Below are 13118 nucleotides of genomic sequence, written 5' to 3' on the forward strand. Positions count from 1 at the left end.
GCTCGGTTTCGCGGCGTAGCCGCGAAACCGAGCCAGAGAATTGATGTGGGGCAGCCATCCGGGTGCTCGCGCACCCGGCAGGGAGCTGCCGTCGCTCCGGGCCTAACACGCAGTAACGTTCCTTAATGGCGTGACTACATCGCGTCCTGAACCTTTGCAAAAAAGACCGACTTATTACGCTGATATTCGTCCAGGTCACCCTCGGCATTTTTCCAAGCGGCAACTTTGATTTCCTCAAGCGTGATGGCAATTTCAGGATGTTGCCGCAGGTAATCGCGTAGGGCGACAGCACGACGCAAGATCGCCGAGTCTTCTTGGACTAGAAAAATTCGGTGCGTCGCATCGGCGGCTTCCGCGTCGGTCAATCGAGGTTTGACCAGCGTGATCGCACCGTCAGCCCAAAGTGGCGATTCCACCACGCGAAAGTTCAAACCTTCGATACGGTTGGCAGCTTCGGTGAGGGCGCGGTCTGAACCCGAGACCTCGCCTGAGCCATCCTCAGATGAATCCTCAGATGAATCTTCAGGCACCGCGATCGCAATCACATCGATGGTGGGGCGAGCAATCAAGCCTGAAATCGCGGTGCTGCCGATGTGATGGGCCGCCGTGATCCAACCTTCGCAGCTAAAGAAGATGCTGCTGCGAGTCTGCTCGAACTCCTGACGCCAACGAGGGTCGTAATGCATCAAGCGAACGTTGTCGTTGGACATAGATAAGGATTCTCAATCGTGGCAAACAAAAAAACCGAGCGTGATGCATTGCACCACGCTCGGTCATTCTTTAACAGTTGGCAAGGCCAGCTTGCAGATCAGCTTTTCTACTTGCTGGTCAGCATCGCCAGTCGCGACGAATCAGCCTGTTCGCGAATCGAGTCCACATAAGCGGCATCGGCTTGGCAAAGGCGACTGTTGGGAACGGTGCAAGTGCGACCGTTTGCCTTGAGCAATCGGACGTGGTCACCGGCGATTTCAATCAATCGACCTTCGACGTGGTATACACCCGTGTTATCGATCCAAGTACGGATACGAGTTTCGTCGAGTGCATCGGTTGGCATCACGCTTTTTGAAACAACTTGAACTGCAACTTCTTGTGTTGCGACTTCTTGCGTTGCAACTTCTTGCGTTGCGACTTCTTGAACTGCAACTTCTTGCGTTGCGACTTCCTGCACTGCAACTTCGTCGGCAGGAGCCGGCAATTCTTCGATCACGTTGCTATCGACGCTGACGTCTGCGACCACATTTTCGGTTGGTGCGGAAGCCGCGCCGAACAGATCATCAATGTTGAAGTCAGAATCGGCTTCTTCGGATGCTTCCTGCGAAGGAGCGTCGAAGATTTCATCTGAAGTCATGTCCGATGGTTCAGGGGTTCCGAAAAGATCTTCAGCCGACGTTTCTTCGCTGACCATCGATTCGATGTTGGAATCGTCTTGCGATGATGAGTCACCGAACAGGTCGTCGATGGACGGTTGTTCGTCGGAATTGGGCATCGCGTCGCCTGAGTCCGCAGGTGGATCGCCGAATAGGTCGTCCATTCCGCCGGCAGGTTCGTCAACTGGGGCGTCAGCCGGTGGGTCGCCGAACAGGTCGTCCATCGAAGTTTCAGCTTCAACGGGCGCGTCGTTTGATGATCCGCCAAACAGATCGTCTTCGACCGAATCCATGGGTTGGGCAGGTGCGGTATCGTCGCTGCCACCAAACAGATCATCGGCATTCATGTCATCGGCGGGTTCATCCGCAGGCATAGGATCCGTTGGCATTTCGTCCGCTGGGCTACCAAACAGATCGTCGTCATCAGTGTCGGTCGTTGGATCTGGTTCAGGCTCAGGTGCAACTGCTGGTTCGGCCATTTCAGGCTCAGCAACGGCGGACTCTGAAACGGCGGGATTGGGCTCCGATGGAACCGGCGGTGCATTCGCTGACGCTGAATCGAACGGCTGCTCGGGCTCAACAGTGCTCTGTTCCATTGGTGCGGTTTCTTCAATCGGGGCAGGGCTGGCTGGTTCGATCACGGTGCCCTGGTCGTAGTTCTGATCAAAGCCGTCCGCCATTGGTACAGCCATCATTGCGTCATCAACGATCGTGCCTTCCATCGGCGTTTCGATCGGACTTCCCATATCAACTGGCGTTCCCATCTCCATGGGCATGCCCATGTCATAGGAAGGACTCATTTCCATCGGAGCGGCACTGACACTGGAATCATCGCAGCACGACGGGACGGATGAATAGTCGCAGCAGGGGATCGACGGTTCAGGCGGTGCTGGACAGCACGCGGGTTCCGGGTTGCAAACAGGTGTTGGGTTGCAAACAGGTGTTGGATTACAAACAGGTGCAGGCGGGGGACAAACTGGTTTGGCAACTACGCAGCAGCTTGTTGCTGGCTGGCAGCTTGTTACTGGTTGGCAGCAATGCTGTTTCAGTTTGTGCCGAAGCCAGCCAGCCGAAGCGGGGCTGCCACCGAGTAAGACTGTCAAGGCAATCACCAATGACCACTGAGCAGAACGCTTGGCGATAAATTGAGCGGAATACCGGGCAGAACGTCGAACCGTACGATTCATAGTAACCTTTTGACTCCTCTGCAGTCTTGGCTGCAGATCACATGGCGGAGGGAATTTGTTCGTGAATGGACCGCTGCTAACGAGTTCAAGCAGAGCCCTGGCGTGGACACCCATGCTAGTTCGCACCAAAAACAACGGCAAGAAGCGAAGTTTGGCTAAAGTGGATACTTTGCGGTGCTAGATCGGCATTTGAGGGTTATCTGGCCCGATTCGGCTCCCCATGGGCCACCAATTTCGTCAAACTGCCAAAACAGTGCCGGGAATTGACCCCAAACACGATGTCTAAGAATTCTGCCAAAGTAGCGGGAAACCAAGGAATTATTGATGATTCGGTTCTTTCAAGGACTCTTTGCCTCGATGAGCTTGGAACGGAAATGCCTTCTGTTCTTCGGTTCGGCGCTGCTGGTTCTGATGTTCGGAGCCTTCTTGGTCGTCGAGATGCTGGGACGCCGGCTGGTTGAAAATACGACGCTGACCCGGGCCAGTGACTACAGCGACGCGGAAATGTATCGCATTCATTCTCGCTCGATTTGGGAGGCGGATTACGACCCACCGACCCTGCGGACCAAGTCAGAGGAGCTCGATCGGCTTCGCGGGCTGTTGTTGTCGTCCGACGAAAACGGCGAAACGATTACGCAGCACGAGTTTCTTGGACTGACCGATCCGGTTCGTTACAGCAATCTGCCATCGCGAGACGTTTCGATTCCGGAAGCTGGCAGGATCGAAGCCGAAAACACGGAACCAGAATCGATCGTGGATCCCGCCGTCCAGGATTCAATGGTTGAATACGGGCTGTTACAGGATTTGGAATCCAAGTACCGACTGACGCTTGCCAAACGGATCGCCGACGTTCGCCCCGATGTATCGCATCGGTTGGACTTGGCTGAAAACGAACCGATGAGCCAACTGGGCCCCGGGTTGGCTGGACCGCTTCACAAGAAACGTGGACCGATCGACGGCAAGTTTATTTTCTATCGACCGCTCTTCTTTAAACCCAGTTGCATGACATGCCATGCACCGGAGGGCACGTTTTCGCTGGATCCGGACGGCGACCCGATTGAATTGGCGAATCAGTATCCGTTTCGTGTGATGAAAGTCGTCATGCCCTACGAACAGACTCACGCGCAAACGACCTACATCCGAGCGATCGTGGTTGCGCTTGGGATGTTGATCGTTGCAGTCACCTTGTTTGTGCTGCACGCAATCGTTCGTCACTTGGTGCTCTACCCGATGTATCACTTGCGTGACGTCAGCGACGCGATCACGCACGGTGACACAAATCAGCGAGCCGTGATTGAAACCGAAGATGAGTTTCGTGAATTGGCCGACGCGTTCAATCGAATGTTGCGACACTTGACGGAGACGCAAGACGAGATTCAAGAAGTCAATCACGAACTCGATTCACGCGTGGACCAGTTAGCTCAATTGAACCTGCAACTCTATGAAGCGAACCGTTTGAAGTCTGACTTCCTGGCCAACATGTCGCACGAATTGCGAACGCCGCTGAACAGCATTATCGGTTTTTCAGAAGTCTTGCAGGGAATCGATTCGCTTAATGATAAACAGCGACGTTACGCGTCGAACATTCAAAAGTCCGGGCGACTGTTGCTCGAAATGATCAACGACATCCTCGATCTGGCAAAAGTCGAAGCTGGCAAAATGGAGATCCGACCGAGCGAGTTTGATCTGGCACGACTTGTTTCGGCGCAGTGCGACATGATCACGTCGCTCAGTGAAGAGAAGAACATTTCGCTGTCGGTCGAGGTGCCGCATCAGTTGCCCAAAGCTTATCAGGATCCGAATAAGCTCGGGCAAATCATCAACAATCTGCTCAGCAATGCGATCAAGTTCACGCCACAAGGTGGAATGGTTACGGTGCGTATTTCTGATACCCAGCAAGGCAAGTTTCGATTAGAAGTTGCCGACACCGGGGTTGGGATCGCCGAAGAAGATCAAGAGATCGTGTTCGAGAAATTCAGGCAAAGCGGCAAAGTGCTCGAGGGCGACGGGCTGACTCGCGAATACGCCGGTACGGGACTAGGTCTGTCGATCGTCAAAGAACTCGCCAAACTGCTCGGCGGTGAGATCGATTTCGAGAGCGAACTTGGTCGCGGCAGCACGTTTTGGATCACGCTGCCATGGCGACTGGCACCAAGGATGCCGATCAGCGTCCCCATCCGAAATCTGGATGCGCCAGTTCCAACGTAACCGGTCCCAACGTAAATCGGTTGACCGTCGCATGAGCGTATCAAACACGCTATTGAGGAACTGTCCCGAAACAAATTCCCGGTTTTCCCGTAGCTGGGCCCGCCAGGGTTCAGTCCATCAGAATCCTGTACCCAACGCCGTCAACGGTTTCTAAACTGTTTAACCGCGTGGGCATCGCCCCGCGCGTCCGGGGCGGCACGACGCGCGGGGCAATGCCCACGCGGATTAACAAAACAATGGCTTTTTGCTGGACCAGACCTTTTCACGGCGTTGAACTGTACCCGACTGAACCCTGGCGGGCCCAGCTACGAAAGATTCGCCAAATACGGAACTTGTTCCGGCCTACTTTTGTGCTGCTTTTACACTGAACTCGGCCAGCGAAGCTGACTTGTCGGCACCGAAACCTTTGGTCGCGATGATCGTGATGAATTGTCCGGTGACAGGCTCGCTAAGTTCGATGCTTTTTAACGTTGCATCCGCCGACAGAATACCTTTCGCCGCCAGTTCGCCTTGTTGCTTGGCATCATTACTGACATAGATTTCATATTCTGCAATGAATCCGTTCCGGTTGCCGTCCTGCCGCGGAAGCAAATTGAATGCTTCGATTTCGATTGGGTTTGCCAACTCAATTTTAAGCGAATGCGGGTAGTCCGAAACTTCCGCCTTCCATGCCGTATGCCACATGGTCGCGGGGTCTCCGTCAATCGCATTGGCCGCTTCGTACTGTTTCTCGAAACTGTCAGCAACCGCAACGGCGTCACTCATTACCAGTTCTGCGGGCGTCTTGAACATCGACAAAATTTCATCGGGACTGACCTCTGATGTCGGAGCAAACTGATCGCTGCCCATGTAGTTCTTTAGACTGAACAGTAACTGCGTCGCCTCGGGTCTCGTTTCAAGATCCGACTGCAGATCCACGCCCGATACGATCAGCTTTCCATCCCCAATTGTCGCCTCAAAGATCATGGCCAAATTGCGGTTGGTTACCCAGTCATCGATGATCCGCACGATGGGCTCGGGTTTGTTTTCAAGACCTTCGATCGAAATAGCGTTCGAGTGAAGCATGGCATCCCACCACTGCCAGTTTGAGTGAAATTCGGTGGGGAAATCGGCCAAGGCAGGATGTTTGGGGTCGCACAAAATGCCCAGCGTGTGTGGCTTCTGTCCGTTTGTCCAAGCGGTATTCCAAAAGATGCTTGAAAAGCCGACAGCAACCTCGCCGCCTTTGCCTTGCTTGATGCTGCCTTTCTTGACCGTCAGCAGCACCTTGCCGCCGTCTTTTAGTTTTGTCAAAGCTTCTTCATTGAGCGTGGAAACCACCAAGATGTCTTCGTTCACCGGCGGAAGGTTCTTCGGATATACCCAGAAGTCCCAACGGTTCGTAAACCCGGCCACATTGACCTGCAACTGGAACTGCGTGGCTTTCTTTACATCAAAGGTTTCGCTCAGCGTCCCCAGTTGTTGACCATTGCCCCACGAAAGATTCGTTTGATCCAGGGTTCCTTCGCGAACCAATTCGCCCTGATCGTTTACGACTTTCCATGCTGGGACCACCGAATCGATTTCGTGTTCACCATAGTGAGCGACTTCAATGCTGCACTCGACACTTTCGTCGCTCGTAAAGATCATTTTCTTGAACCGTGCCAGCGGAACCGTTTCGTTGGAGAACTGGCGGAATTCTTCTGGCGAGATATAGCCTTTCTCGTCCCAGAACGGATCAAGAACACCGATCAAAGCGGTTCCCTGACCGGGGAAATCATGCAAATCCAAAAGCTGGAATCCAGCAAAACCTTCGGTCCTTAGCGCCGCCTCAATATCGGCCTTGTAACACAACGCTTGCAGTTTGCCTGAAGCCTTCACGTAGTCATCCGCCAGATCAAACAGCCCCTTTGCCTTCAGGCTATCCCGGAAAATCTCAAAGTTGGTTGCCTTGAATACGCCGTCGTACTTTGGAATTTCCCTGAAGTTCGGGTAGACACACCACTGGCCAATTTCGTGGCTGATCACCGGTGCATCGAGTTGTTTTATGAGACGTTTCCAATCGTAATCGCTTTGTGGTGCTTCCTTGTTGATAATTCCGTTCAGGTTAGCGTTCCATGCTTGGATACGGATATTGTGGGCGTTGTGAAAATCGTTTTCTGGGATCAATGGCCATCCGGCGGCCGTGGTGTAAAGGCGGCGCGAATCACGAGGTTTCCAGTAATTAACAAATTCGGTCAGATACGCCTTGTGGTTTTTCCCATGAGGTTCGTTGCCGTAAGCCATCAGGCAGAACGAAGGATGGTTTCCGTATTCGGCGACCAACCGTTCGCTTTCGTCATAAACCCATTGATCAATCGGTTTGCCGGATCCCAGATTGGTCGCCCACGCTGAGGCCTCAACCTGATAATAGAACCCGAGTTTATCGGCGGCCTCGAACGCGGCTTTAGGTGGGCACCAAGAATGAAAACGAATGTGATTCAACCCATGCGCCTGGCAGACTTTGATGATTCGTTCCCAGGGCTCCGTTGTCGTAGGCGGATAACCGGTTTTCGGGAAAATGCAGCATTCCAAAGTTCCACGGAAGAACGCAGGTCGTCCGTTGATTTCAAGTCCTCTGCCGACCTGCCGAATTTCACGCATTCCGAAATTTCCCGACCATGCGTCACGGGAACTGTCGGAATCCAACTCAACGGTAAGCTGATAGACGTTGGGATTGAATTCATCCCACAGTCGAACATCGTCACCCATCGGGTAGTCAACAACGACGATTTGGTCTCCGGACTCGCCTTCAAAATCAGTGCTCTTAACACTGACCGTGTGTGCTTTCAATGAACCTATCGTTTTGGCTGATATCTTCAGCCTGCCTGCTTGCTTCGCGTCGGTTGTATTCTTCAGTTCGATCTCTAACCTTGCGGTCTTGTTTTCTACATTCGGAAAGATCTTTACGTTGGCGATAAAGACAGACGCTCGTTGCGCCAATTTGATCTTGCCAACAATGCCGTTCCAATTCCCCTGCGTGTTGTCAGAAACGCTGTGGGCATCATCGCCCACGCGGATCTCCTTCACCCGGTTATCGACGCGCAGTGTGATCTTGTTTTCGCCCGGCTGCAGAAATTCGCCGACGTCATAGCGATGCGGTACACCGAGGGCATCCTGTTGGCCCACCTGTTTTTCGTTGACCCAAAGTTGCGTTTCCCAGTGGGGACGTTCCAGATGAAGTTCGACCGGTTTCCCGATCCAGTTTTCTGGAATCGTCACTTCTTTCTGATACCACGCAGCGCCCACGTAGTGGTAATCGGGAATCAGCCAGAACGGATACCTGAACTGGTCTTCACTTAAATAAGGTTTGTAATTTTCGTCGTCGACCCACGATTTGCCGTCGGGATATTCCTTCCAGATATTGCCAGTGAATTCTGTGTCATAATCGACCAGGATTCCTTTGCGACGTTGCGGCATCGAGCCCGGCAGCATGATCGTGTCTTGAAGATCTGACAGAAACCATTTTTCGTCGAGTCCCTTATCTTGGCGATCCATTTGAAAAGCCCATGGTCCGGACAAATCCATTTCAGACGCCGCCTTTTTCGTGTCACCCAAAAGCGTTCCTTGTAAGAAAATCGAAACGAAAAGAATCGTCGAAACGATTGAAGTCATGCTGTTCTTCATGGGTGAATCCTAAGAGTTTCTTTTCATGCCGATGCTGATCATCGGCAGCTCATAAACATGGGCAGAGGCCAGCACCATGATAGGAAGCGTTGCAGAATGCAATCCGCCAAGCCGTTGTTGATCCCTTCCGCCGGGCAGTCTACTCACACCATCTGCACATGACAATGAAATGCACTGAAGAACCAAAGCAACCGATTCTTCTGATCGATATCTTTTGATCAGTGCAAAATCTTTTGATCAGTGCAAATCTGTAGCAAGAATCGCAAGCAAGCGTTCTGGCAGGAAACCGTTCGCTTTCGAGACCGTCCGGCTTAGATGGTAAGCATGTCGACGGTCGGGCTCTGTTAGTCCCAGAGTCCCGGAGTCCCAGAGTCCCAGAGAGACGGAAGCTCGGTCTCGGGTGCTGACCGGGCTGTTGATTTAATCGAAATCTCAGCGGTAATGGTAAGCCGCAGGCCGTAAGGCCTCCGGCAGTGCGGTAAGCCCGGCCGCTTACGCGTCGCGGCTCACTTTCATCGATAGGCCGCGACGCATCCGGCAGAGGGCTTCCGTCACTCTGGGGTTATTTACGAACGTTCGGATCGCGGGGGACATCGCGTGATCATCGTTGAAGGGTGGGTCGCTGAATCGGCGACGTTGCGACACCTGGCGAACGGATCGCCTGTTCAGAAACGATCTGTTCAGAAACGATCTGTTCAGAAATGATCTGCGGCTGCGAAACGATCTGTTGCGAAACGACCTGCGGCTGCGATGTCACGATCGGTGAACTGCTGATCACGCGCGAGGTCGAGGTCACGACGGGGGAACCGTAAACCACGGGAGCTGCAGAAACGACCGGGGAAGTAGTCACGACCGGAGCCGCGGAAACGACGCGAGGCGATGACACGACATTGTAAGCTGGCGTTGATCGGCTTTGTGCAACCGGCGCGGAACGCAGCATCATCACGCCATTGCGGCCGAAGCTTGCCCCGCGATACCGGCTTGAGTTCGGGTAGGCCGGCGACGCATTGCGACGCGAATTGACGTTCATTGAAACGTTTCGACCAAAGGTGCGTCCGGAGACCCCGGAATAGTTGCTACCGCTTTGCATTTGGCTTCGATTCATGGGAAACGTTGTTTTGGCTTCCGCAGTTTCGGCTGCAAGAAGGCTTCCGATCAAGACAGCAGCGAGCATGGCGGAACTGGAAAGTTGATTGATCATTTTGGTCATACACCTAAATTTTCATGCAGCCCGATCGTCATCGGCGTCGACGTTGACGCCATGGACAAAGGCTGATTAGTCAGTAATCCGCGACAGCCGGTGTAATCACCGGTTGACGCTGACGATCCCGACGTCCCATAGATGCGAGAGGCGTACCAATCGCCGTCCTTAGCTGGGCGGCAGGCGGACTTGAAACTGATGCGTCCGCGTCAAACGAGGCGTTTAAAGCCTTGGAAAAGCGACGTTTTCTGTTCGCTGTGACCGCGAGAAAATTCTGGCAAATTCTTCTTCTAATGTTTTTTGATGGCCATCTGCCTGGCCCGAGCTGTCAACTGGAATTGACAGTGTCAACTGTATGCGACGCCCTTCGATTGTGAGTGTCAACGAAAGTCAGAGGCTTGAATGTTGTGAGTCTTGAGCAGTTTGTGCAAACCTTGTCGCGAGAGTCCTGCTTGCCGTGCGGCTTCGGAAACGTTGCCATCATGAACGTCAAGCAAGCCGATCAGGTATTGATGCTCGGCGGCCCGCAAAGCCTCGTCACGCGAAAGCTTGCCTGGGTGGATCGTGCCCAAGTTCAGCGATGTGGGATCGTCATCGTTCGCTTGCACTTGGTCGCCGGGTTCGCGCGCGGGATCGTTCTCTTGTTGTCTGACGATCGCCGGCAAATCCGCTGCTTCGATGACATCACGTTGGGTCAACGCGATCGTGCCTTCGATGACGTTGCGTAGTTCACGAATGTTACCGGGCCATCGATAACGCCGAATCACTTCAAGAGCGTCAGCAGAAAACCCTTTCACCGGCGACCCCGTTGGCCTGAGCGTTTTGAGGAAGTGTTCGGCGAGCATGACGACGTCTTCATCACGCTTTCGCAATGGCGGCAAGTCGATGTGAATGACCCCGAGTCGGTAGAACAAATCCTGCCGAAAACGACCGGCGCTGACTTCCATTTTTAGATCGCGATTGGTCGCGCATACGAACCGAGTATTGACCGTGACGGGCCGGTGACCTCCCAGCGGCGTGAACTCCTTTTCCTGAACGGCCCGCAAAAGTTTGGCCTGCATCAAAAGTGGCAGCTCGCCCAGTTCATCCAAGAACGCGGTGCCATCATCGCACTGTTTAAGTAACCCCGGTTGATCGCTTGCCGCGCCAGTAAACGCTCCCTTTTTGTGTCCGAACAGGATTGATTCGAACAACGCCTCGGGTACCGCAGTGCAGTCAATGACTTGAAAGACGCCGCCAGAGCGATGGCTGTGTTCGTGGATCGTTTTGGCGACGACTTCCTTGCCGGTACCGCTTTCGCCGGTGATCAGGATATTGGTGTCCGTTGATGCAACACGCTCGACGATCTCGAACACTTCCAACATCGGTGGACTGTTGCCGATCATGTCGGGAAAAACGCTGGCCCATTCATTCGCTTTCCGCATCGGCACGTCGGCGGCTCGCACGATCGACGGGTTGGCCAGGGCCCGCTGGACGCTCGCCAAAAGGATCTCAAATTTCACCGGCTTGAGTAAATAATCGGTGATGCCCAACCGGATGCTCTCGATCGCCGATGGCAGAGTCGGCACGCCCGTGATGACGATAATCGGGATTCGTTGACGGAGCTTGGCATGTTCGTGCAGCAGTTCCAACTTCAAATTGCCGGGCATCTTTAAGTCCGACAGAACGAGATCAAACTGCTGGTCCCGTAGCATCTCGATGGCTTGGTGAGCGTCCGCGACACAGACGCATTCGTATCCGGCCTTGCGCAGCAAATCGCCGGTTGTGCGCAGGTAAAGCGGTTCGTCGTCGGCGATCAGGATGCGTGCTGTCATCGTTCTTTGGGGTGGGTGGCTAGGATTGGCGGTTGGGCAACAGCACCGCGAAAGTTGTACCTTGACCGACGTTGGTTTCAACTTCAATCTTACCACCCATCGCATCGACTAAATTTCGAGTCACCGACAATCCCAAACCCATGCCTTGCTTGGCTTCTCCCTTGGTGCTGAAGAACGGATCAAAAATGTTTGGCAGCGCTTCATCAGTGATCCCACATCCGTCGTCAGCAACCACGATCCGAATATTTTCCTGGTCTTCGTCGATCCTAACGCGAACCGACTGGCCCGCGTCGGAAGCCTGAATGGCGTTACGAATTAAGTTGAACAAAACCTGTTTCAATTCACTCTCGGGTAAACGAACCTGCGTTGCCTTGCAATGCTTGGACGGTTCAGGATGCAGTTCGATCTTTACGCGGTGCCGCCGAGCGATTGGTTCGAGCAAACAGATCACATCTCGCAAAGTCTTTTCGATAAACAGGTCAGTCGCCGCTTGAGGATTACGGCTGTAGAGCTGATACATCTGGTGGACGATCGAACTGATTCGTTCGATCTCGTCATCAATCAAAACGAGCAATTCAAAGTGTTCGTGTTCTTTGGGAATACTTTCGCGGAAAAGGGCGAACGCGTTGCGAATTCCGGCCAGCGGATTGTTGACTTCATGAGCGACTCCGGCCGCCAATTCACCCAGTGCGGCAAGCTTTTCCATCTGCTGGCGGTGCTGTTCCAATTGCGCGATCTTGGCCGTGCGTTCTTGGACGAGTTGTTCGAGGTGTTCGGTGTAGGTTCGCAGTTGTTCCTTCAGTCCTTGTCGGTCGGTGATGTCGCGAACGGAGCTGCGAAAACCGACGTGCTGTTTGTCATCGCTGTACATCGGTTGCCAAGACACGGCCATCCAACGTTTCTCGCCGCCTCGTGTGACGATCTGAAATTCCAGATCGTTGTGCGACTTGCCAGCGATCGCATCGTCAAGCATCTGACGCATCCGTGCGCGATCTTCTTCGTAGACAATTGGCAGCGGGTAATCGACCATCGCCAAGCATTCTTGGACGCTGTATCCAGTAATTCGCTTGACCGCGTCGTTGATCCAAACCGGTTTGCCCAGCGGATCGTGCCACGATTCCCAATCGTAGGTGTAGTTGGCAACGACACGAAACATCGCCTCGTTGATCTTGCGGTTTCGCAGATGTGAGTACGGCATCAGATGAACGACGAGCGGGTTTTGAAACGAAATCTTACGACACTTCTCGGCGAACGCCACCAAACAGCCGTCTTCCGTTTTGGAAAACGATCTGTTCCTTTCGGCATTTCACCTCTCCCGCCCGCGGGAGAGGTCGAGCCAAAGCGAGGGAGAGGGTTACGATCATTTGCGCTGGCCCCCTCCCGGTCGCCCGAACATCCGACCTCCCACGCTGCGCGGCTGAGGTAAATGGTGGCGTTCATCGGGAAGTGTCAAACTAACTGTATTATTTTCTCAGCTTAGCATCGCGTTCACAATGACCGGGCAATTTGTAGCACGGGCTGCGAGTGGCCTGATGAAAATCATTGCATCGCAGCAAATTGGGCAAGCTGCACCATGGCAGACAACACAAACTGCAGCGCTGCGAAGCATTGTGGCAACGGCACATTTCCCTGATCGCCAGTATGTAGGCCGTAGCGAGCCATAGCGAGTTACGGCAATGTGCGCAACGCCGTAACT

8 protein-coding genes are annotated in these 13118 nt (G+C 53.6%); 2 read left to right on the forward strand and 6 right to left on the reverse strand.

What is annotated here, in order from left to right:
* Nucleotides 1–134: 134 nt before the first annotated feature.
* Together RC85_RS22135 and RC85_RS22140 are read right to left on the reverse strand one after the other, a co-directional pair.
* Nucleotides 135–710, reverse strand: coding sequence for a GrpB family protein (locus RC85_RS22135; RefSeq protein WP_068266926.1), 576 nt, complete (start codon nt 708–710; stop codon nt 135–137).
* Between the two features lie 107 nt (nt 711–817).
* Nucleotides 818–2167 carry an SHD1 domain-containing protein gene (locus tag RC85_RS22140; protein ID WP_160148152.1) on the reverse strand — a complete coding sequence of 450 codons (1350 nt, stop codon included), beginning with the start codon at nt 2165–2167 and terminating at the stop codon, nt 818–820.
* Between the two features lie 50 nt (nt 2168–2217).
* Here RC85_RS22140 and RC85_RS27625 point away from each other — a divergent pair, with 50 nt between their 5' ends.
* On the forward strand, nt 2218–2511 hold the full coding sequence (locus tag RC85_RS27625; protein ID WP_068266928.1) for a hypothetical protein: 294 nt from the start codon (nt 2218–2220) through the stop codon (nt 2509–2511).
* A 367-nt stretch (nt 2512–2878) separates the two neighbouring features.
* Nucleotides 2879–4762, forward strand: a complete 1884-nt coding sequence (locus tag RC85_RS22150; RefSeq protein WP_068266929.1) for an ATP-binding protein — start codon at nt 2879–2881, stop codon at nt 4760–4762.
* A gap of 342 nt (nt 4763–5104) precedes the next feature.
* Here the strand turns inward: RC85_RS22150 and RC85_RS22155 are convergent, their stop codons facing one another.
* From RC85_RS22155 to RC85_RS22170, 4 genes are all read right to left on the reverse strand, one after another.
* On the reverse strand, nt 5105–8407 hold the full coding sequence (locus RC85_RS22155) for a discoidin domain-containing protein (protein ID WP_235033334.1): 3303 nt from the start codon (nt 8405–8407) through the stop codon (nt 5105–5107).
* A 601-nt stretch (nt 8408–9008) separates the two neighbouring features.
* Nucleotides 9009–9617, reverse strand: coding sequence for a hypothetical protein (locus RC85_RS22160; RefSeq protein WP_068266930.1), 609 nt, complete (start codon nt 9615–9617; stop codon nt 9009–9011).
* A gap of 371 nt (nt 9618–9988) precedes the next feature.
* Nucleotides 9989–11422, reverse strand: coding sequence for a sigma-54-dependent transcriptional regulator (locus RC85_RS22165; protein WP_068266931.1), 1434 nt, complete (start codon nt 11420–11422; stop codon nt 9989–9991).
* A 19-nt stretch (nt 11423–11441) separates the two neighbouring features.
* The gene (locus tag RC85_RS22170) at nt 11442–12620 is read right to left on the reverse strand and encodes a sensor histidine kinase (protein WP_084422937.1); all 1179 of its coding nucleotides are present in this window, start codon (nt 12618–12620) and stop codon (nt 11442–11444) included.
* Nucleotides 12621–13118 lie beyond the last annotated feature (498 nt).

It is taken from the genome of Rubripirellula obstinata (assembly GCF_001642955.1).
GTDB classification, from domain to species: Bacteria; Planctomycetota; Planctomycetia; order Pirellulales; family Pirellulaceae; genus Rubripirellula; species Rubripirellula obstinata.